Below are 20,343 nucleotides of genomic sequence, written 5' to 3'. Positions count from 1 at the left end.
ACAGTGGATCTGTGAGCACCGCACATTGAAGGAGCTGGCTTGCCAGCGAAGAGGCCGATACAGACAACACACGCCCAAAACAGATAGGCAATTTTTCGCTCATCACTCACTTGCAATAAGCGGATTCCCGCTCACCAAAACACCCTACCCCCCTCTAAACCGCCCCTCTCCCCCTTGGCACAGCTCCTGCTATAGCTCCCGCAGGCTGCGTTTATTCGCGCTCCACAAAAACAATTAAATGAAGGATCCTTCAATGGATAACTCCAACTCCCTGCCGCTTGGGTCGGCTGCCGCGCCGGCCAAAGCAAGAACCACCGCCAGTCGCATCAAATCGATTTTCAGCGGTTCCGTCGGCAACATGGTCGAGTGGTACGACTGGTACGTCTACGCCGCCTTCTCCCTGTATTTCGCCAAGACCTTCTTCCCCAAAGGCGACACCACCGCCCAGTTGCTCAACACCGCCGCGATCTTCGCCGTGGGCTTCCTGATGCGCCCGATCGGTGGCTGGCTGATGGGGCTGTATGCCGACAAGGTCGGACGCAAAAAGGCCCTGATGGCCTCGGTGTACCTGATGTGCTTCGGCTCGCTGCTGATCGCCCTGAGCCCGAGCTATGAAGTCATCGGCATCGGCGCGCCGATCCTGCTGGTGTTCGCGCGCTTGCTGCAAGGCCTGTCGGTGGGTGGCGAATACGGCACCTCCGCCACCTACCTCAGCGAGATGGCGACCAAGGAGCATCGCGGCTTCTACTCCAGCTTCCAGTACGTGACCCTGATCTCCGGCCAGCTCATCGCCCTGGCGGTGCTGATTGTCCTGCAGAACTTCCTGACCACTGAGGAGCTCTACACCTGGGGCTGGCGCATCCCGTTCGCCATCGGCGCGCTGTGTGCCGTGGTGGCGTTGTACCTGCGTCGCGGCATGGAAGAGACCGAGTCCTTCACCAGGAAAGAAAAAGCCAAGGAAAGCGCGATGCGCACCTTGCTGCGCCACCCCAAGGAACTGATGACCGTGGTCGGCCTGACCATGGGCGGCACCCTGGCGTTCTACACCTACACCACGTACATGCAGAAATACCTGGTGAACACCGTCGGCATGAGCATTTCCGACTCCACCACCATTTCCGCCGCCACACTGTTCCTGTTCATGTGCCTGCAACCGGTCATCGGCGGGCTGTCGGATAAAATCGGTCGCCGGCCGATCCTGATTGCCTTCGGCATCCTGGGCACCCTGTTCACCGTGCCGATCCTCACCACCCTGCACACCATCCAGACCTGGTGGGGCGCGTTCTTCCTGATCATGGCGGCGCTGATCATCGTCAGTGGCTACACCTCGATCAATGCCGTGGTGAAAGCCGAACTGTTCCCGACCGAAATCCGCGCCCTGGGCGTGGGCCTGCCGTACGCACTGACCGTATCGATCTTCGGCGGCACCGCTGAATACATCGCGCTGTGGTTCAAGAGCATCGGCATGGAGACGGGCTACTACTGGTACGTGACCGCGTGCATCGCCGTGTCGTTGCTGGTGTACGTCACCATGAAAGACACCCGCAAGCATTCGCGGATTGTCACGGACTGACCGCCACCGACGCTCACTGCAACGGTGGGCGCAAAGGCCTCAAAACCTGTAGGAGCAAGCTTGCTCGCGATGGACGCCAACGATGACGCGCGAATCCTGGAGAAATGCGGTGTCCTTGAGTTCTTCGCGGGCAATCGAGCGTCGACCGGCTGCTCCTACAGTGATCTTCATCTGACTGGAAATCTGCGGCGGGTGCTTGCACCATGAGTGTCTCACGCAAGCTCTGGAACACTGCCCATGCCCGACGACATCCACTTCTACGAACCCGCCCATGGCCACGGCCTGCCCCACGATCCGTTCAACGCCATCGTTGGCCCGCGCCCCATCGGCTGGATCTCTTCACACAATGCCGAGGGCCACTTGAACCTGGCGCCCTACAGTTTCTTCACCGCCTTCAACTACATTCCGCCGATCATCGGGTTTTCCAGCATCGGACGCAAAGACAGCCTGAACAACATCGAGCAGACTGGCGAGTTCGCCTGGAACCTGGCCACCCGGCCGCTGGCCGAGCAGATGAACCAGAGCTGCGCCATGGTCGGGCCCGAGGTCAACGAATTCGAACTGGCCGGGCTGACGACTGTAGCCTCGAAGGTCATTCAGGTGCCACGGGTGGCCGAGAGCCCGGTGTCCTTCGAGTGCAAGGTCACGCAGATCATCCAGTTGCAACGGGCGGACGGCAATGTGGTGCCCAGCTGGCTGATCCTCGGCGAAGTGGTCGCCGTGCATATCGCCAAATGGCTGTTGAAGGACGGGATATACGACACCGCCGCGGCAGAACCGATTCTGCGCGGCGGCGGGCCAGCGGATTATTTCCAGCTGGGGCCTGAGGCGTTATTCAAGATGTACCGCCCGGGGCGGTGAGAATCACCAGAGCAGGTCGGTGTTTTCCTTGACGTCCTTGAGGTGGGTCAGTTCTTTGGCGGCCGCGTCATCGGCCTCGTGAGCGGTCTTGAAGATCCGGCCTTCCAGCACTTTGTGAAAACGCGGGGCGCCGGATCCACCCAGCGCTTTGACGGCGATAGCGGCGTAGTAACCACCACCCTCGCCCGGTACTGGTACTACAGCGGAAACAGCTTCGAAGTGATCAAAGGCTTTACGTGCCATGTCGCGCATCCTGGCTGGTTGAGAATGCCGTCATTAAACCCTCAACCGGCCAGTTTGTGTACCGCCGCTGCGGACCGATCGAGGGCCTGCGCCGCAGAGACATCCTTGAAGGTGTGGAAATCCAGGCTGTTGACCACCAGCTCCTGCACCAGCTCGGCAAAAACCTCCATCGCCGGCGTGCTGAAGTACGCGGTCATGGCCTGTTGATTGCTCCAGAAACCGGAGACCAGCCACAATTGCGGATCGCACTGCGAATGCTGCAAGGCAAAGCTCAGGCAGCCAGGCGCTGCGCGGGACGGTTCGATCAGGGCGCTGAGGCGTACACCGAGTTCTGCCGAGCGCCCGGCGCGCGCTCGAACGAAGGCCATATGACTGACAGGGATTTGCGTAGACATGGTTCAACCCTCCCGGGGAGTCGTGTGGCAGCCGGGGGACGGGCTGCGACAGGATCAAAGGTTAAGGGCCGCGACGCCTGTCTCGTTAGTCGATTCCTGCTGGCGCGTTGCACAATCCTGCGAAACTGCTCAGCTACCTGTAACAAACTGTTAGGGTTATGTCCCTGTAGGCGCTGCCGAAGGCTGCGATCTTTTGATTTTCTTTTTTAGATCAAAAGATCGCAGCCTTCGGCAGCTCCTACAGGGGTTTGCCGGTGAGTAGAGTCGCCGAGTAGGCGAAGGGATAGAAGCCATCCCGTGCAGAATCAGGCAAGCATCCGGCAGGATGTGTCTACCGCTGCCACTTGCACAAACTTATGCTCTGCTCCATTCCTTCCATGCCTTGCCGAGGATGCCGCGCATGTCGTCACTCGATCACTTTCAAGTTCCGCTGGACACCGACATGGAAAAGCAGCGCGCGGAACTGGCGGCGATCATCCGTCGCAACACCGTCGAAGATGGCAGTTATGCCACGGCCATCGGCTCGCTGTTCATGTCCCGCCACAGCCAGTCCCACGAGTTTGCCCCGGTACTCGCGCAACCGGCGCTGTGCATCATGGCCCAGGGGCGCAAGGAAGTTCAGTTGGCCAACGAGTACTTCAACTACGACCCGTTGAACTACCTGGTGGTCTCGGTCTCGATGCCGCTCAGTGGACGAGTGGTGGATGTCTCGGCCGAGGAACCGATCCTGGCCTTGCGCCTGGACATCGACCCGACGGAAATCACCGCACTGATCGCCGACGCCGGCCCCCTCGGCGTGCCCTCCCGGCCGACCGGGCGCGGGCTGTATGTTGAACGGCTCGACACCGCCATGCTTGATGCGGTGCTGCGTCTGGCACGGTTGCTGGACACACCGAAAGACATCGCCATGCTGGCGCCGCTGATTCGTCGGGAGATCCTCTATCGACTGTTACGCAGCAAACAGGGACATCGGCTGTACGAAATCGCCATCGCCAACAGCCAGAGCCATCGCATCAGCCAGGCGATCAAATGGCTCAACGGCAACTTTGAACAACCGTTGCGCATCGATGATCTGGCCAGGGAAGTGAACCTGAGCGTGTCGACGCTGCATCACCGCTTCAAGGCGATGACGGCGATGAGTCCGTTGCAGTATCAGAAGCAGTTGCGCCTGCAGGAAGCACGGCGGCTGATGCTGGCCGAAGGGCTGGAAGCTTCGGCGGCGGGGTATCGGGTCGGGTATGAAAGCCCGTCGCAGTTCAGCCGTGAGTACAGCCGGTTGTTCGGGGCGCCGCCGTTAAGGGATCTGGCGCGGTTGCGGTTGTCAGTTTGATCCAGAGTTTTTGTTGGTTGTGCCGGCCCCATCGCGAGCAAGCTCGCTCCCACAGTATTGTGTGGCGTTCACAAAACCTGTGGGAGCGAGCTTGCTCGCGATGGGGCCAGTTCAGGCAATACAAACCCTGGATCAGGCCCCGAGTACCCGGCAAGCCTCCACCGGCAAGGTCACCGACACCGGATGCCCAACGCTCAGGCCAAAGCCCTGACACGGTGTGCTCAGCGCGGTAAACGACACCCCGGAACACTCCACCGTGGTCTCGATGGTTGCGCCGATATCGCGCACGAACGTCACCTTGCCCAGCAAGCGGTTGCCCGCGGTCGCCTGCGGAGCCGACAGTTGCAGGTCTTCCGGGCGAATCAGCATTTTCACTTTCGCGCCGGCCACGATACTGCTGCAGATCGGCACTTGCAGCGCATCGCCCCCCGGCAAGCTGACCTTGCCGTTACCCAGCACCGTGGCCGGGAAGATATTGCCCGAGCCGATGAAGTCCGCGACGAACTCGTTGGCCGGGTGGCGGTAGATCTCGATCGGCGTGCCCACCTGCTGCACCTTGTGCTCACCCAGTACGACCACGATATCGGCCATGGTCATGGCCTCGCGCTGGTCGTGGGTGACCATGATGGTGGTGATGTTCAGGCGTTGTTGCAGTTGACGGATTTCCACCTGCATCGACTCGCGCAGCTTGGCGTCCAGTGCCGACAGCGGCTCGTCGAGCAGGAGGATTTTCGGATGCGAAGCAATTGCCCGGGCAATCGCCACACGCTGGCGTTGCCCGCCGGACAGTTTGGCCACCGGGCGATTGATCATCTGTTGCAGCTGGATCAGTTCCAGCAACTCCACCACCCGCGCCTGCTGGTCAGCCTTGCTGACCCCGCGCAGTTTCAGCGGATAGGCGATGTTCTCCCCCACCGTCATATGCGGGAACAACGCCAGGGACTGGAACACCATGCCGAAATTGCGCAGGTGCGCCGGGGTGTTGCCGATGTCTTCACCGTCCAGGCGGATTTCGCCGCCGGTCAGGGTTTCAAGGCCGGCAATCATGCGCAGCAAGGTGGTTTTGCCGCAGCCCGAAGGGCCGAGGAAACACACCAGCTTGCCCTCGGGCAAATGCAGGTTCACATCCGTTACCGCGCAGGCCGAGCCGTAATGTTTCTCGACGTTTTCCAGAATCAGACCAGACATGTGAATCACCTCAAGAAATCAGAACGAAACGCCACCTTCACCAACCAGCTTCTCCAGCGCCCAGATCAGGACGAAGTCGATCAGCACGATCAGCACGGCAAACGAAAATACGGTTGGGTCGAGCGAGGACACGGTGCGGCTGTACATCCAGATCGGCACGGTCATCACATCGATGGTGTAGAGGAAGTAGGTCACGGTGAATTCGTTGAACGAGACGATGAACGCCAGCAGCATGCCCGCCAGGATCCCCGACTTCATCAACGGCACCACCACATCGACAATCGCCCGCAGCGGTGAAGCGCCGAGCATTTGCGCAGCCTCTTCGACTTCGCTGCCGATGGAGAGCATCGCCGCGGTGCAGTTCTTCACCACGAACGGCAACGCGAGGATCACGTGGGCAATCACCAGGCGCGAAGTGGTTATCTGGAACGGCAGGCTGTCGAACACCAGCAGCAACGCCAGCCCCAATACCACCATCGGGAACACCAGTGGCAACGACATCAGTTGCAGCGCCACGGCCTTGCCGCGGAACTCGCAACGGGTCAGCGCGTAGGCCGCCGGCACCGCTATGATCGTGGCGAAAATCATGGTCAGGCACGACACCAGCAGGCTGGTGCTCATGGCTTTGCCCAGGCTCAGCACGTCACTGGCGTCCGGCGACACAAAGGTGTGCCAGGCGGCCTTGTACCATTGCAGGCTGTAGCTGCTCGGCGGGAAGTCGAGGTTCGACGCGCCGCTGAACGACATCACGATCATGGTCAGGATCGGCAAGACCGCCAACAGCAGGATGAAGCCCGAGAGGATGCCGGCAAACTTGCCGGTATCACCCGGCAACAGCGACTGGCGCTTCTTGGTCAGGGTACTCATTGCGAAGCCTCCAGCATGCGGCGACGACGGCCAGTGATGTATTCGGACAGGGTCATGATCGCGAGTGTGGTGACGATCAGCACCACACCGGCAGCGGATGCGGCGGGCCAGTTCATCAGCGGGGCGATCTGGTCATGCACCATCACCGCCAGCATCGGCACGCGCCGGCCACCGAGCAGCAACGGCACCACGAAACTGCTGGCGTTGTAGGCGAACACCAGGGTCGCACCGGTAATGATCCCCGGCAGACTCATCGGCAATACCACCTGGCGGAACACCTGGAAGCGACTGGCGCCCAGGGTCGCGGCGGCTTCTTCGTAACTGCGGGCGACGCCGCGCATGGCGCTGGCAATCGGCAACACGGCCAGCGGGAAGGCGGTTTGCACCAAGCCCATCAGCACACCGTTCTGGTTGTACAACAGCATGATCGGGCGCTTGATCAGGCCCAGGCCCATCAGGGTCTGGTTGAGCATGCCACCGGGACCGAGGATCACCAGCCAGCCGTAGCTTTGCAGCAGCAGGTTGACCAGCAAGGGCAGCAACACCGCCGCAAGGAAGATCCGTCGCACGAACGGCGATGTCAGGCGCGACATGGTGTAGGCCACCGGGATCGCCAGAATCACTGCGATCACCGCGCTGATCAGCGCCAGGCGCAGGGTCAGCATCAGCGACTTGAGGTAATAGGGTTCCAGCAACTGGGCGTAACTGGCCAGGCTGAACCCTGACCATTCCGCGCCTTTGGTGCCCACGCTCATGCGCAGTACCAAGAGGCTCGCGGCAATCAGTACGCCAAGAAACAGCATCGACGGCGAGAGAAAAAACCAGGCGCGCGTCGTTGGCGAAACACCCCGAGCAGTGCGCACGGGGGCGGCACTCACCGGATGAGTCAGAGGTTGGTGTTCCATAGCAAAGGGTCTCGTCAATGGAAAGCAGCTGACAGACACAAGACTCAAGGTCACTTTGCCCCCCTGTGGGAGCGAGCTTGCTCGCGATGACTGCTTGTCTGTCGCCAATGATGTCGACTGACACTCCGCTATCGCGAGCAAGCTCGCTCCCACAGGGGATCTTCAGTGTTTGAAGACCCTGTGTACGTCACTCGATCAGGAAGAAAAGATTTCCGTGTAACGACGAATCCACTGGTCATGCACCGTCGCCAGGAAGGCGTTGTCGTGCATGATCGCCTTCTCGGCAATCTGCTCCGGCGTGAGGATGTACGGGCTCTTGCGCGCTTCGGCGGAGATGATCGCCTTGGCGTTGACCGGGCCGTTATAGATGTCTTCAGCCATCTTGCCCTGCACCAGCGGGTCCAGAGAATGGTTGATGAAGGCGTAGGTCATGTCGGTATCGCCCGGACGGTTCTTCGGCATCACCGACAGCATCAGGTCGGTGTAGAAACCTTCCTTCATGCCGAACGTGGCGCCCAGGCCGTAGTTCGGATCGCGGATCTGTTTCGGGAAGAACGCAGGGGCGTACAGACCGCCCATGTCCAGGGAACCGGTGCGGAACAGTTCGGCGATCTGGTTCGGGTTTTCACCCAGGGTCACGACACGATCCTTCAGCTCGGCGAGCTTCTTGAAGCCAGGTTCAATGTTGTGTTCGTCACCACCGGCCAGTTTGGCGGCGATGATGATCAGGTCCATGGCCTCGGTCCAGTTCGGCGGCGGCAGGAAGATGTTCGGGGCCAGTTCGGCGTCCCACAGGGAGGCGTAGCTGTCCGGCGCCTGTTTCTGGGTGCGGGTGCTATAGACCAGGCTGTTGCACCACAGCAGGTAACCGATACCGTGGCCATTGGCGCCGGTGCGGTACTTCTCCGGTACATCGACGAGGTTGGGAATGCGGTTGAGGTCGGGCTTTTCCAGCAGGTTGGCGGCGGCCAGACCTTCGGCGCCGACGCCTGCCAGGGTGATGACGTCGTATTGCGGACGATCACCACCGGCCTTGAGTTTGGCGACCATTTCCGAGGTACTGCCGGTGCGGTCAGCGATGACCTTGCAGCCGTACTTGTCTTCGAAGGTCGCGGCGATGTTGCGCAGTGCAGCCAGGCCGGTGTCATCGGACCAGGTCAGCAAACGCAGGGTCTTGCCGGCAAAACGTGTGTCGCTGGCATTGGCCTTGATGAACGGCATGCTCATGGCTGCCGCTGCAACCGAGGCTACGCCCACGGTCTTGATGAATTGACGTCTGTTCAGATCATGCTCGCCCATTACGGACTCCCTTTGTTTTTGTAGGTATAAGGCAGGTCGAAACTGTTGCATCCGCGCCACCGGAACAGCGTTATCCCCCGTATTTTCGGGGGTTTGGCTGAGCCGGCGAGTTCATCCTGAGGTCGTGTAAAACACCTGACTATCGATAAAAACTCATTGAAGCCATGACGCCAGCGCATGCCTCTTGTGTAGGAGCGAGCTTGCTCGCGATGGGTGCACTGGCGCCGCGTACATTCAGGTGCCCCACGTCATCGTTGACGTCCATCGCGAGCAAGCTCGCTCCTACAGGTAAGAAGCGTCAGACGGCCCGGATCACGTGTTTGATTTCCTGGAAAGCCTGCAAGCCCCACGGCCCCAATTCGCGGCCGATGCTGCTCTGCTTGTAGCCGCCCCAGGCGGTCTGCGGGAAGATCACCTGCGGCGCGTTGATCCACACAAGCCCCGCCTGCAAGGCGTTGGCGACACGGTCGGCGGTCTCGGCATTGCGGGTCACCACACTGGCGACCAGGCCAAACTGACTGTCGTTGGCCAGGGCAATCGCTTCGGCTTCGCTGGCAAAACTGCGCACGCAGATCACCGGGCCGAAAATCTCTTCACGCCACAGCGCACTGTCCAGGGGCACTTCGGTGAACACCGTCGGCTGCAAAAAATATCCACGCGGCAGGTCGGCTGGGCGATTGCCACCGCAAACCAGCCTGGCGCCGGCGCTCAGGCCGCGATCGATGTGACCGAGCACGCGCTGGTATTGCGCCTGATTGACCAGCGCGCCCATTTCCACGTTCGGGTCGAACGGGTCCGCCACGCGGATCGCTTCGGCACGGACCTTCACGCGGGTGAGGAATTCATCGGCCAGTTCATCGGCGACCAGCACGCGGCTGGTGGCGGAGCACATCTGCCCGGCGTTGAAAAAACCACCGCCACAGGCCACTTCCACCGCCAGGTCGAGATCGGCATCGGCCAGCACCAGCAGCGAAGATTTGCCGCCCAGTTCCAGGCTCACGCCCTTGACGGTTTCCGCCGCCCGCTGCATGACCTGCACACCAACCGCGTTACTGCCGGTGAACGACACCTTGGCAATGCGTGGGTCCGCCGACAGCGGAGCGCCAACAGCCAGGCCGGTGCCGCACACCAGGTTGAACACACCCGCCGGCACGCCGGCCTGGGCGACGATTGCCGCCAGTTCCAGCTCCGGCAGCGGCGTCACTTCCGAAGGCTTGAGCACCACGCAACAACCGGCGGCCAGGGCCGGGGCGAGTTTCCACGCAGTGGTGACCATCGGGAAGTTCCACGGCACGATCAGGCCGACCACACCGCATGGCTCACGGCGCAGGCGAGCGTTGAAATCGTCGGTTGGCAGCTCTACCGTGCTGTCCTGCTTCGCGTCCAGCCCTTCGGCCAGACCGGCGTAATACTCGAACGTGGCGATTACGTCATCAACGTCGATAGCCGCTTCGAACTGTGGCTTGCCGTTGTTGCTCGACTGCAAGTGCATCAACTTTTCACGGTTGGCCTGCACGCCCGCGGCGATTTTGCGCAGGATCGCGCCACGTTCGACGCCCGTGGTTTTCGACCAGACGGCGAACGCCTGGGTCGCCGCGCTCACCGCTTGATCGACCGCGCGCTCATCGCCGCCATTCACCGTGGTCAACAGGGCTTCGGTCGCCGGGTTGATCACGCGCAAGTGTTCGTTGCCGGCCGACCATTGGCCGTTGATGTACAGACCATCCAGCGTTGTAGGGAACGTCATTTCAACACCGCCTGCATCCACTCGGCCTGGTCGATTTCAATCAGGGTCGGGCCCTGGCGATCGGTGGCCATACGCAATGCGCCACGCAGTTGCTCGACACTATTGACCGCTTCGGCCGCACAACCCAATGCCTTGGCCACACCGATGAAGTCCGGGGTGTAGATGTCCACACCGACCGGTTCGATATCGCGGTTGACCATGTATTTCTTGATCTCTTCGTAGCCCTGGTTATTCCACAGCAGCACGACCACCGGGGTACGCGCTTCAACGGCGCTGGCCAGTTCCGGCAGGGTGAATTGCAGGCCACCATCGCCGATCAGGCACACCACCGGAGGACGCGCGCCACCTTCAACGCGGCCACCCAGCCAGGCGCCAATCGCTGCCGGCAAGGCGTAGCCGAGGGTGCCGTAGCCGGTGGACGAGTTGAACCAGCGACGCGGACGCTCCGGGTTGAACGTCAGGTTGCCGGTGTACACCGGTTGCGTCGAGTCGCCAACGAATACCGCGTTCGGCAATTCATGCAGTACGGTTTCGAGGAAACGGGTCTGGGCGAGGGTCGGTGCGTCCCAGGTTGCGGCCAGGTCTTCACGCAGACGAGCGGCGCGTACCTGCCCCCAGTCGTTGCTGCGCTCGGCCAGGGATTTGTGCGACAAGGCGCTGAGCAAGGCCTGGGCGGCGTTGCGCGAGTCGGCCACCAGTGCCACGTGCGGCGGGTAATTGCGCACGGTCTGGTCCGGGTCGATATCGACGCGCAGCAGTTGGCCTGGAATCTCGAAGCCACCGGCGAAGGTCACGTCGTAGTCGGTCTCGGCCAGCTCGGTGCCAATGGCCAGGACCACATCGGCCTCGGCAACCAGTGCACGGGTGGCGACCAGGCTCTGGGTCGAGCCGATCAGCAGCGGGTGGCCAGAGGCGAGCATGCCCTTGGCATTGATGGTCAGCGCTACCGGCGCGTCCAGCAGCTCGGCCAGCTCGGTCAGCTCGGCCGCCGCGTCGATGGCCCCGCCACCGGCGAGAATCAACGGACGCCTGGCGTCGGCCAGCAAATCGGTCATGCGCGACACGGCGCTCGGCGAAGCACCGGCGCGGTCGATATTGACCGGCAGGCTGGCGAGCAAGTCGTCGGCTTCCTCAACCAGAACATCCAGCGGAATTTCAATGTGAACCGGACGCGGACGGCCGGCCTGGAACAACGCAAAGGCGCGAGCCAATACACCCGGCAACTCCGACGCCGACATCAGGGTATGGGAGAACGCCGCGACACCGGCGCACAGTGCGCCCTGGTTCGGCAGCTCATGCAGCTTGCCGCGACCACCGCCCAACTGGCTGCGTGACTGCACGCTGGAGATCACCAGCATCGGGATCGAATCGGCGTAGGCCTGGCCCATGGCGGTGGTGATGTTGGTCATGCCAGGGCCGGTGATGATGAAGCACACACCCGGTTTGCCGCTGGTGCGGGCGTAGCCGTCGGCCATGAAGCCGGCGCCCTGTTCATGGCGCGGCGTGACGTGGTTGATGCTCGAACGGGCCAGCCCGCGATACAGCTCCACGGTATGCACCCCCGGAATGCCGAACACCTGCTCGACCCCGTAGTTTTCGAGTAACTTGACCAATACTTCGCCGCACGTCGCCATGTGAATTGCCCTTCTTGTTCGATTTGAGACGCCGGACATGCGCTGTGTTTATGATGGATTCGCAGGCCCGGGAATGGCCTCATTGGAACGGGCGACAGGTAGCCGCAACAATGGATAAAAAGTCATACTAGCCATGTCCTCACGTCATACCTTGGATCCCAATGAAACGATTGCCTCCCTTGCCGGCGCTGCACACCTTTCTGATTACCGCGCAGTGCTGCAATTTCACCCGGGCCGCCGAACAGTTGCACATCACCCAAGGCGCGGTGAGTCGGCAGATCGCCGGGCTGGAAGATCATCTGGGATATGAGCTGTTCATCCGCCTGGCCCGAGGCCTGGACCTGACGGCCGAAGGGCGGGAATGGCTGCCACGGGTGCAGCAGGTTTTCGGCCTGATCGACGAGGCGGTTGAGCAGATCGGCGAGAAGCGCGAAACCCTGCAACTCAAGGCCCCGACTTGCGTCATGCGCTGGTTGCTGCCACGTCTGTTGCAATGGCAAAGGGAACGCCCGGACGTGCCGGTGGAACTGACCACCACGGTCAAGCACGGCGTGGACTTTCATCGCGAGCAGTTCGATGCGGCGGTGATGTACGGCGCACCGCCGGACGATTCATTGATGTCGCAAAAACTCTTTGATGAGCAACTCACCCCTGTGTGCTCCAGACCGATGCTCGAAGGCCCCATTCCCCTGCAAGCACCGGCCGATCTGCAACAACACCTGTTGCTCCACCCGACCCGCGATGAACGGGACTGGAAGGCCTGGTTGAAAGCGGCGGATGTACGGTTGACCAATGTCGGCAAGGGCCAGCATTTCGAAACACTGGACTTGGCGATGTCGATGGCGTCCCAGGGAACGGGTGTGGCGATTGGCGACTGGTCGCTGATCGGCGATGACCTGGATGCCGGGCGGCTGGTCATGCCATTCGAGTTGAAGGTCACAACGGGGCTGGCGTATTACCTGGTTTTCCCCGAAAAAGCCGAACCCTCGCCGAAGTTGCGTGAATTGATGGGCTGGTTGGTGGAGCAGGCGCAGTCGCGGTAAAACCGCAAAATCCTGGTGCGCCACCCTGTGGGAGCGAGCTTGCTCGCGATGGCGGCATCACTTTCAAAATTGATATTGAATGTGATGACCTCATCGCGAGCAAGCTCGCTCCCACAAGTGATCAGTGAACTCAATACCCGACAGTAAACCGCTGCCGAGAATGCTTTGGCGCTTGCACTTCGTCGAGCATTGCAATCGCGTAGTCGGCAAAGGTAATCCAGCTGCGCCCTTCGCTGCTCACCAACAAATCATCCTGACCGAGACGAAATTTCCCGGTGCGCTCGCCTTCGACAAATTCGGCCGATGGCGACAGGAAGGTCCAGTCCAGGTCCCGCTCTTCACGCAAGTTTGCGAGGAATTCGGCACCGGCACTGGCCTCTGCCTTGTAAGCCTCAGGGAAACCTTCGCTATCGATCACTCGAGTGCCATCAGGCAATAGCAGCGAACCCGCCCCGCCCACTACCAGCAGACGTTTGACCCCGGCTTTTTTCACCGGGCCAACGACTGCGCTGGCAGGCAGCGTGGCGAAATGCGCGGCGCTGATAACCACGTCATGGTCCGCAATTGCAGCTTGCAACGCAGCGGCATCGAGGGCATCGACGGCCTTGCCGACCACACCTTCACGCGGGCCGATTTTCGATGTGTCGCGGGCGATGGCGGTAACGCTGTGGCCACGACGCAGGGCCTCTTCCAGCAGTTGGCTACCGGCACGACCGGTGGCACCGATGATTGCGATTTTGCTCATGACGTTCTCCAGTTGGCTTGAAAGTATCGGTATCAATTTGCGCTGACCTTTGTGGCGAGGGAGCTTGCTCCCGCTCGGCTGCGCAGCAGTCGTAAAGACCTGTGTTTATGGGATGCCTGAAAGAATGCAGGGGAGCGCTTCGCACTCCAGCGGGAGCAAGCTCCCTCGCCACAGGAATTCCCATTAGTCCTTAAATTTATTCACCCCACTTCATCTCGCCCTTGGCGACCTTGGCGCTCAGCTCCAGCGAACTTTCATCGCCCAGTGCCGGGAAGCGTTTTTTCATTGCCGCGATCAGATCAGCAGAATCCTTGGCCTTGGCGGTTTCCTCGTCGAAAGCCTTGATGTAAGCGGCGGTGAACTGCACAGCCGTCAGTGAGCGATCGCTCTCGCCCAGGTAATGCCCCGGCACCACGGTCTGCGGCTTCAGGGTTTCAATGGAGTGCAGCGTAGCCAACCAATCGGCATGGGACTGTGGCGTTTGCGTGTCCGCCATCCACACATGGATGTTTTGCGCGACCACGACACCGCCGACCACGGCCTTGATCGACGGAATCCACACGAAGCTGCGATCCGGCTGCGGGCCCTCAAGACCGACCACCTGCAATTTCTTCCCCTCGAGGTTCAGGCTATCGCCCTTGAGCACGTCCGGCACGATGGTTTTGTCCGGCACATCAGCCCCCATTTTCGGGCCCCAGAACGCCAGTTTGCCGTCGACTGTTTGCTTGATGTGGTCAACGGTCGGCTGCGAAGCGAGGACCTTGGCCTTGGGAAACGCGGCCGTCAGGGTGTCGAGGCCGAAGTAGTAGTCCGGGTCACCGTGGCTGATGTAGATGGTGGTCAGTTGCTTGCCACTGGCGTGGATCTTTTCCACCACCTGCTCGGCTTGGGACTTGCCGAATTGCGCATCCACCAGGATCGCTTCTTTCTCGCCACTGACCAGCACCGAGGTCACCGGGAAGATGGCTTTTTCGCCGGGGTTGTAGACATCCAGCGTCAATGTCGATGCGCTTGCCTGTGCGGCAAAACCGAGGGTGGTGGCTAGAAGAATATTTTTCAGCGAGACCAAGCCAATCATGTATTGCTCCGTTACTTAATGGACACCTTGTAGGAGCGAGCTTGCTCGCGATGGACTTCAGAGCGCCGCGTTCATTCAGTCAGCACGCGTTATCGTTAACGACCATCGCGAGCAAGCTCGCTCCTACAGGGAACAGAGCTTAGTTGCCTGACTCGGTACAAAAAATGCGATGCTTGGACATAGTTTGTTTCTGAAAGCGGGCAAATCATGGATCGTCTTCAAGCAATGCGTGTGTTCGTCACGGTGGTTGACCTGGGCAGCCAGTCGGCCGCCGCCGACCATCTGGAGCTGTCACGGCCGGTGGTTTCGCGGTATCTGGCGGAGCTGGAGGACTGGGTCGGCGCGCGCCTGATGCACCGCACCACGCGCAAGTTGAGCCTGACCGCCGCGGGCAACGAGATCCTGCCCCGCTGTCGGCAGATGCTCGATTTGTCCAGCGACATGCAAGCCGCCGTCAGCGAACCGGATGACGCCCCCCGAGGCCTGCTGCGGATCAGCGTCAGCACCTCATTCGGCCAGGCGCAACTGGCCGATGCCATGGCCGTGTATGTCCGACGTTACCCCGGCGTCAGCATCGACATGCAGATGCTCGACCGCACCGTGAACCTGGTGGATGAGCGCATCGACCTGGCGATCCGCACCAGCAACGATCTGGACCCGAACCTGATCGCCCGTCGCCTGACGGTTTGCCGCTCGGTGATCTGCGCCTCCCCCGCTTACTTGCGCGAGTACCCGGCGCCACAACGGGTCGAGGACCTGAGCCGGCACAATTGCCTGACCCATTCCTACTTCGGCAAAAGCCTGTGGCATTTCGAGCAGGACGGCGAGCAGGTTTCAGTACCGGTGCAGGGCAACATCAGCGCCAACGAGGCCAGCACGCTGTTACGCGCAACGCTCGCCGGCGCCGGGGTGGCGATGCTGCCCACGTACCAGGCCGGCGTGCACATCCACAGCGGCGAGTTGATTCGCCTGTTGCCGACCGCCGAACCCCGGCAAATGAACGTGTATGCGGTGTACGCCTCGCGCAAGCACATGCCGGCGGCGTTGCGCAGCTTGCTGGATTTTCTGGTGGTGAGGTTTCCGGAGGAACCGGAGTGGGATATCGGCCTGTAAACACCGCCCCTGTAGGAGCTGGCTTGCCAGCGAAAGCGGCAGGTCAAACAACATCAGCGGCGACTGACCCGCCCTCTTCGCTGGCAAGCCAGCTCCTACAGGGCCATCAGTGTTCTGAATAGCGCGTTATGGCTGGTAACTCACTGGCGCTGACCTATGCTCAAGGTAATACCGAAAGGTATTCGTTCAGAGGTCAACGCCATGAACATCAGAACAAGAAGATACCTCGCGATTTTCATCACCTGTGCGGTCACGCTCGGGCTGTATGGTGCTGCCGCCTGGCGCGTAGAGCAACTGCGCAACCTGCCCCGTGAATACGCGAGCTGCAACTTCGAGCACTGTACCCCCCACAACGCCACCCTCAACGCCCTCCGGTAACGAAAGGGCTCAGGCTTCGTTGTCCTGATCGGCCTTCAAGCGGTCGCGGAAGGCCTTGGGCGAAATCCCCACACGACGCCGGAACAGGCGCGTGAAGTTGGTCGGATCGGAAAACCCCAACACGTCGGACATTTCATAAATGGTCATGCTGGTGTAGGTCAGCAAACGCTTGGCCTCCAGTAATTGCCGTTCGTGCATGATCTGCAACGCCGGTTGCCCCGCCAGCTCACGACAGGTGCCGTTGAGGTGGGACACGGAAATCCCCAGCCGGTGTGCCAGGTCCTCGACCTTGACGTGCTGGCGATAGGTCTCTTCCACCAGTTGAATAAAGCCGTTGAGGTATTCCCGGGCCCGCTGCGGTCGTGCCATGGCGGTGCGACGCTGGATCACCTGGCGGCTGACCCACACCATGATCACACTGACCAGCGAATGCATGAGCATTTCCCGCGCCGGTTGATGGCTGGTGTATTCGTTCTGCAAGGCACTGAACAGGCTGTTGAGGTACTCGGCGTCATTGCCTGCCGGGTAGCTTTCGGCCTGGGCCAGGGCATTGACCGAGTGCCCCAACTGCATCTGCAGGTGGGCGATCAGCGGCGCGGCCAGGGTCACGACAAAGCCTTGCACATCCTCGGAAAAGCGAAAGCCGTGCACCGACAGCGGTGGCAGGATCTGGATCGCCGGTTCCACCAGGTGCGTACGTTGGCCTTCGATTTCAAGCTCTGCCTGACCTTTGAAGACGAAGAGCAACTGGCACAAATCTGCGTGGCGGTGGGGTTTGATTTCCCAATGATGTTCGCGACTGCGTTTGGAAATGGTTTCACAGTGCAACAAGTCGGGGGTCGGCCAATCCAGGCTTTCACCGTAGAGCTTGAACACCGGAATCGAAGGCAGGTCAGGCTTGTTCATCACTTCAATCCAGGTCTCGGAGTAGATGACGGGCGATAATCGCACCGATTGGCAGAATGTACAGGTATCGGCTCAGTTTTCACCTTCAATTGACAGACTCGCAAGGGAAAAATGCAAGCACTCGATCCATAAAAATCATTCACCGGCCCTTGTCGCGTGAAGCTTGCGAGTCATAACAACAATGAAAACGCTGAAAACCCAAGTCGCCATCATTGGCGCCGGCCCTTCAGGCCTGTTGCTCGGCCAATTGCTGCACAACGCTGGTATCGATACCGTCATTCTGGAACGCCAGGCCCCGGACTATGTGCTCGGCCGAATCCGCGCCGGCGTGCTTGAACAAGGCATGGTAGAGCTGTTGCGCCAGGCCGGCGTGAGTCAGCGCATGGACACCGAAGGCCTGGTCCACGGCGGCTTTGAACTGGCCCTCGACGGACGCCAGGTGCGCATCGATCTGCAAGCGTTGACCGGCGGCAAGACGGTGATGATCTACGGCCAGACCGAAGTCACCCGCGACCTGATGGCCGCTCGTCGGGAGGCTGGCGCACAGACGATTTATCAAGCCGCCAACGTCGTTCCCCACGGCATGAAAACCGATGAAGCGTTTGTCACTTTTGAGAAGGATGGTGAGACCTGGCGACTCGATTGCGACTACATCGCCGGTTGCGACGGCTTCCACGGTGTGGCGCGGCAATCGATTCCCGCCGACAGCCTGAAAGTCTTCGAACGGATCTACCCCTTCGGCTGGCTCGGGATTCTGGCCGATACCCCGCCGGTCCACGAAGAACTGGTCTACGCCCGCCACCAGCGCGGTTTCGCCCTGTGCAGCATGCGCTCGCCGACACGCACCCGTTACTACCTGCAAGTGCCCACCAGCGATCATGTCGATAACTGGTCGGATCAACGCTTCTGGGACGAACTCAAGTCGCGGTTGCCACAAGCGCTGGCGGACAAACTGGTCACCGGCCCGTCCATCGAAAAAAGCATCGCGCCCCTGCGCAGCTTCGTGGTCGAGCCGATGCAGTACGGGCGGATGTTCCTCGTCGGCGACGCTGCGCACATCGTCCCGCCAACCGGCGCCAAGGGCCTGAACCTGGCGGCCAGTGATGTGAGTACGCTGTTCAACATCCTGCTCAAGGTCTACCGCGAAGATCGCCTTGATCTGCTGGAGAAATACTCGGAAATCTGCCTGCGTCGGGTATGGAAAGCCGAGCGGTTTTCCTGGTGGATGACCTCGATGCTGCACCGTTTCGATGATCACGATGCCTTCAGCCAGCGCATTGCCGAGTCGGAGCTGGAATATTTCATCGACTCCGAGGCGGGTCGAAAAACCATTGCGGAAAATTACGTCGGGCTTCCTTATGAGGCTATCGAATAGCCTGCTATCGACTTACACTGGCGAGCATTCCCGCTCGCCTTACCACTTGCGGGTCAATCACTGCCCGCAGGTTTCCCGTGACCAATCTCCACCAGCCTGAAATGCCTAAATCCGCCATCCGCAGCGTGCTGATCGCGCTGATGCTGGCGATCTTTCTCGGGGCACTGGACCAGACCATCGTCGCCGTTTCGATGCCGGCCATTTCCGCACAATTCAAGGACATCAGCCTGCTCGCCTGGGTGATTTCCGGCTACATGGTGGCCATGACCGTGGCAGTGCCGATCTACGGCAAACTGGGCGACCTGTACGGGCGGCGCAAGCTGATGCTGTTCGGCATGGGCCTGTTCACCCTGGCGTCGGTGTTCTGCGGCATGGCCCAGAGCATGGAGCAACTGGTACTGGCGCGGATCTTCCAGGGCATCGGCGCCGGCGGGATGATTTCGGTGAGCCAGGCGATCATCGGTGACATCGTGCCGCCACGGGAGCGTGGTCGTTATCAGGGCTATTTCAGCAGCATGTATGCCGTGGCGAGCGTGGCCGGCCCGGTGCTTGGCGGCTACATGACCGAATACCTGTCCTGGCGCTGGGTGTTTTTGATCAACCTGCCGCTGGGTCTGGGTGCCTGGCTGGTGGCTAACCGCACACTGGTGGGCCTGCCGATTCCGCAACGCAAACCGATCATCGATTACCTGGGCACCGCGCTGATGATCATCGGGCTGACGGCGTTGTTACTGGGCATCACCCAGGTCGGTCAGGGCCATTCGTGGCGCAGTGCCGAAGTGCTGGCGCTGCTGGCCAGTGCGGTGCTGGTGCTGGGGCTGTTCGTCGTCCACGAGCGGCGGGCACGGGAGCCGTTGCTGCCCATGCATCTGTTCGCCAACCGCAACGCGATCCTGTGCTGGTGCACGATTTTCTTTACCAGTTTCCAGGCCATCTCGCTGATCGTGCTGATGCCATTGCGCTTCCAGAGCGTCACCGGTGCCGGTGCCGACAGCGCCGCCCTGCACCTGTTGCCACTGGCCATGGGCTTGCCGATTGGTGCGTATTTCGCCGGCCGCCGTACTTCCGTGACCGGACGCTACAAACCGATGATCCTTACCGGTGCTGCGCTGATGCCCATCTCGATCCTCGGCATGGCGTTCAGCCCGCCGCAGGCGTTCGTCGTGAGCAGCCTGTTCATGTTGCTCTGCGGGATTTCCTCAGGCATGCAGTTCCCGACCTCCCTGGTCGGCACGCAGAACTCGGTCGAGCAACGGGACATCGGCGTGGCGACCAGCACCACCAATCTGTTCCGTTCGCTGGGTGGTGCGGTCGGCGTGGCATTGATGTCGGCGCTGCTGTTGGCGCTGTTGCAGGATTCAAGTTTTGCGCACCTGGCCGGCTCGTCGCTGATTGCCGAAGGCAGTTCGGGGAATGTGTTGCTCGACGGTTTGAACGCCGCACCGGGTGAGGCACAGAACGCCTTGCGTGCCGAGTTGTTGTTGACGTTCCGGCACTTGCTGACGGTCAGCGCGGTGGTGTCGCTGCTGGGACTGGCGGCGGCGATTGCCATGCCGAACATGTTGTTGCGCGGGCGTGAGGACAAGGTTCGGTAGGTAGACCGTACTGCGCGGCCTTCGCTGGCCGATGCGCTGGTAGTAGACATGCTTGTGGCGAGGGAGCT

19 protein-coding genes are annotated in these 20,343 nt (G+C 61.0%); 8 read left to right on the top strand and 11 right to left on the bottom strand.

All coding sequences use genetic code 11. The features are described 5' to 3' along the window. Positions 1 to 253: 253 nt before the first annotated feature. Together KGA81_RS21660 and KGA81_RS21655 are read left to right on the top strand one after the other, a co-directional pair. Positions 254 to 1,573 carry an MFS transporter gene (locus KGA81_RS21660; RefSeq protein ID WP_223548278.1) on the top strand — a complete coding sequence of 440 codons (1,320 nt, stop codon included), beginning with the start codon at positions 254 to 256 and terminating at the stop codon, positions 1,571 to 1,573. 237 nt (positions 1,574 to 1,810) lie between these two features. After that, positions 1,811 to 2,434 (top strand): flavin reductase family protein, encoded by a 624-nt coding sequence (locus KGA81_RS21655; RefSeq protein ID WP_223548275.1) that lies wholly within the window; start codon positions 1,811 to 1,813, stop codon positions 2,432 to 2,434. 3 nt (positions 2,435 to 2,437) lie between these two features. Here KGA81_RS21655 and KGA81_RS21650 read toward each other — a convergent pair whose 3' ends face one another. Together KGA81_RS21650 and KGA81_RS21645 are read right to left on the bottom strand one after the other, a co-directional pair. After that, positions 2,438 to 2,677, bottom strand: coding sequence for a hypothetical protein (locus tag KGA81_RS21650; protein ID WP_223548272.1), 240 nt, complete (start codon positions 2,675 to 2,677; stop codon positions 2,438 to 2,440). Between the two features lie 41 nt (positions 2,678 to 2,718). Next, positions 2,719 to 3,072 carry a putative quinol monooxygenase gene (locus tag KGA81_RS21645; protein ID WP_223548270.1) on the bottom strand — a complete coding sequence of 118 codons (354 nt, stop codon included), beginning with the start codon at positions 3,070 to 3,072 and terminating at the stop codon, positions 2,719 to 2,721. A 400-nt stretch (positions 3,073 to 3,472) separates the two neighbouring features. Between KGA81_RS21645 and KGA81_RS21640 the strand changes: the two genes are divergently transcribed. Further along, on the top strand, positions 3,473 to 4,402 hold the full coding sequence (locus tag KGA81_RS21640; RefSeq protein ID WP_223548268.1) for an AraC family transcriptional regulator: 930 nt from the start codon (positions 3,473 to 3,475) through the stop codon (positions 4,400 to 4,402). Positions 4,403 to 4,534: 132 nt separating this feature from the next. On the opposite strand, the gene KGA81_RS21635 is transcribed toward KGA81_RS21640, so the two are convergent. From KGA81_RS21635 to KGA81_RS21610, 6 genes are all read right to left on the bottom strand, one after another. Continuing rightward, positions 4,535 to 5,590: an ABC transporter ATP-binding protein gene (locus tag KGA81_RS21635; RefSeq protein WP_223548265.1), complete on the bottom strand. Its 1,056-nt coding sequence runs from the start codon at positions 5,588 to 5,590 to the stop codon at positions 4,535 to 4,537. An 18-nt stretch (positions 5,591 to 5,608) separates the two neighbouring features. Then, positions 5,609 to 6,457: an ABC transporter permease gene (locus KGA81_RS21630; RefSeq protein WP_223548262.1), complete on the bottom strand. Its 849-nt coding sequence runs from the start codon at positions 6,455 to 6,457 to the stop codon at positions 5,609 to 5,611. Beyond that, entirely contained in the window at positions 6,454 to 7,362 is a 909-nt protein-coding gene (locus tag KGA81_RS21625; RefSeq protein ID WP_223548260.1) for an ABC transporter permease, read from the bottom strand. Before KGA81_RS21625 ends, KGA81_RS21630 begins: the two co-directional genes overlap by 4 nt. 195 nt (positions 7,363 to 7,557) lie before the next feature. Next, a complete protein-coding gene (locus tag KGA81_RS21620; RefSeq protein ID WP_223548259.1) occupies positions 7,558 to 8,661 on the bottom strand; it encodes an extracellular solute-binding protein in 1,104 nt (367 codons plus the stop codon). 298 nt (positions 8,662 to 8,959) lie between these two features. Then, positions 8,960 to 10,408, bottom strand: a complete 1,449-nt coding sequence (locus KGA81_RS21615; protein WP_223548256.1) for an aldehyde dehydrogenase family protein — start codon at positions 10,406 to 10,408, stop codon at positions 8,960 to 8,962. Beyond that, positions 10,405 to 12,042, bottom strand: a complete 1,638-nt coding sequence (locus KGA81_RS21610) for a 5-guanidino-2-oxopentanoate decarboxylase (protein ID WP_223548254.1) — start codon at positions 12,040 to 12,042, stop codon at positions 10,405 to 10,407. Before KGA81_RS21610 ends, KGA81_RS21615 begins: the two co-directional genes overlap by 4 nt. Before the next feature lie 161 nt (positions 12,043 to 12,203). Between KGA81_RS21610 and KGA81_RS21605 the strand changes: the two genes are divergently transcribed. Next, on the top strand, positions 12,204 to 13,085 hold the full coding sequence (locus KGA81_RS21605; protein ID WP_223548252.1) for a LysR substrate-binding domain-containing protein: 882 nt from the start codon (positions 12,204 to 12,206) through the stop codon (positions 13,083 to 13,085). Positions 13,086 to 13,215: 130 nt separating this feature from the next. On the opposite strand, the gene KGA81_RS21600 is transcribed toward KGA81_RS21605, so the two are convergent. Together KGA81_RS21600 and KGA81_RS21595 are read right to left on the bottom strand one after the other, a co-directional pair. Further along, positions 13,216 to 13,830 carry an NAD(P)-dependent oxidoreductase gene (locus tag KGA81_RS21600; RefSeq protein WP_223548250.1) on the bottom strand — a complete coding sequence of 205 codons (615 nt, stop codon included), beginning with the start codon at positions 13,828 to 13,830 and terminating at the stop codon, positions 13,216 to 13,218. A gap of 196 nt (positions 13,831 to 14,026) precedes the next feature. Further along, entirely contained in the window at positions 14,027 to 14,908 is an 882-nt protein-coding gene (locus tag KGA81_RS21595; RefSeq protein WP_223548248.1) for an MBL fold metallo-hydrolase, read from the bottom strand. A 207-nt stretch (positions 14,909 to 15,115) separates the two neighbouring features. Between KGA81_RS21595 and KGA81_RS21590 the strand changes: the two genes are divergently transcribed. Beyond that, positions 15,116 to 16,021, top strand: coding sequence for a LysR family transcriptional regulator (locus tag KGA81_RS21590; RefSeq protein WP_223548246.1), 906 nt, complete (start codon positions 15,116 to 15,118; stop codon positions 16,019 to 16,021). Positions 16,022 to 16,222: 201 nt separating this feature from the next. Then, positions 16,223 to 16,399 (top strand): hypothetical protein, encoded by a 177-nt coding sequence (locus KGA81_RS21585; RefSeq protein ID WP_223548244.1) that lies wholly within the window; start codon positions 16,223 to 16,225, stop codon positions 16,397 to 16,399. A gap of 9 nt (positions 16,400 to 16,408) precedes the next feature. On the opposite strand, the gene KGA81_RS21580 is transcribed toward KGA81_RS21585, so the two are convergent. After that, entirely contained in the window at positions 16,409 to 17,305 is an 897-nt protein-coding gene (locus tag KGA81_RS21580) for a helix-turn-helix domain-containing protein (protein WP_223548241.1), read from the bottom strand. A 190-nt stretch (positions 17,306 to 17,495) separates the two neighbouring features. Between KGA81_RS21580 and pobA the strand changes: the two genes are divergently transcribed. Next, the gene (pobA, locus tag KGA81_RS21575; RefSeq protein ID WP_223548306.1) at positions 17,496 to 18,680 is read left to right on the top strand and encodes a 4-hydroxybenzoate 3-monooxygenase; all 1,185 of its coding nucleotides are present in this window, start codon (positions 17,496 to 17,498) and stop codon (positions 18,678 to 18,680) included. Between the two features lie 77 nt (positions 18,681 to 18,757). Continuing rightward, positions 18,758 to 20,275, top strand: a complete 1,518-nt coding sequence (locus KGA81_RS21570; RefSeq protein ID WP_223548239.1) for an MDR family MFS transporter — start codon at positions 18,758 to 18,760, stop codon at positions 20,273 to 20,275. The last annotated feature ends 68 nt before the right edge of the window (positions 20,276 to 20,343 follow it).

Source organism: Pseudomonas sp. A-B-19, from assembly GCF_019947515.1.
In the GTDB taxonomy this organism is placed as follows: domain Bacteria; phylum Pseudomonadota; class Gammaproteobacteria; order Pseudomonadales; family Pseudomonadaceae; genus Aquipseudomonas.
This window is presented reverse-complemented; position numbering and strand designations above follow the sequence as displayed.

Coding starts and splice junctions, on each gene's coding strand:
- KGA81_RS21655 (WP_223548275.1), top strand. CDS start 1,811: ATGCCCGACGACATCCACTTCTACGAACCCGCCCATGGCCACGGCCTG.
- KGA81_RS21590 (WP_223548246.1), top strand. CDS start 15,116: ATGGATCGTCTTCAAGCAATGCGTGTGTTCGTCACGGTGGTTGACCTG.
- KGA81_RS21650 (WP_223548272.1), bottom strand. CDS start 2,677: ATGGCACGTAAAGCCTTTGATCACTTCGAAGCTGTTTCCGCTGTAGTA.
- KGA81_RS21635 (WP_223548265.1), bottom strand. CDS start 5,590: ATGTCTGGTCTGATTCTGGAAAACGTCGAGAAACATTACGGCTCGGCC.
- KGA81_RS21660 (WP_223548278.1), top strand. CDS start 254: ATGGATAACTCCAACTCCCTGCCGCTTGGGTCGGCTGCCGCGCCGGCC.
- KGA81_RS21605 (WP_223548252.1), top strand. CDS start 12,204: ATGAAACGATTGCCTCCCTTGCCGGCGCTGCACACCTTTCTGATTACC.
- KGA81_RS21615 (WP_223548256.1), bottom strand. CDS start 10,408: ATGACGTTCCCTACAACGCTGGATGGTCTGTACATCAACGGCCAATGG.
- KGA81_RS21585 (WP_223548244.1), top strand. CDS start 16,223: ATGAACATCAGAACAAGAAGATACCTCGCGATTTTCATCACCTGTGCG.
- KGA81_RS21645 (WP_223548270.1), bottom strand. CDS start 3,072: ATGTCTACGCAAATCCCTGTCAGTCATATGGCCTTCGTTCGAGCGCGC.
- KGA81_RS21640 (WP_223548268.1), top strand. CDS start 3,473: ATGTCGTCACTCGATCACTTTCAAGTTCCGCTGGACACCGACATGGAA.
- KGA81_RS21610 (WP_223548254.1), bottom strand. CDS start 12,042: ATGGCGACGTGCGGCGAAGTATTGGTCAAGTTACTCGAAAACTACGGG.
- KGA81_RS21625 (WP_223548260.1), bottom strand. CDS start 7,362: ATGGAACACCAACCTCTGACTCATCCGGTGAGTGCCGCCCCCGTGCGC.
- KGA81_RS21580 (WP_223548241.1), bottom strand. CDS start 17,305: ATGAACAAGCCTGACCTGCCTTCGATTCCGGTGTTCAAGCTCTACGGT.
- KGA81_RS21630 (WP_223548262.1), bottom strand. CDS start 6,457: ATGAGTACCCTGACCAAGAAGCGCCAGTCGCTGTTGCCGGGTGATACC.
- KGA81_RS21600 (WP_223548250.1), bottom strand. CDS start 13,830: ATGAGCAAAATCGCAATCATCGGTGCCACCGGTCGTGCCGGTAGCCAA.
- KGA81_RS21595 (WP_223548248.1), bottom strand. CDS start 14,908: ATGATTGGCTTGGTCTCGCTGAAAAATATTCTTCTAGCCACCACCCTC.
- KGA81_RS21620 (WP_223548259.1), bottom strand. CDS start 8,661: ATGGGCGAGCATGATCTGAACAGACGTCAATTCATCAAGACCGTGGGC.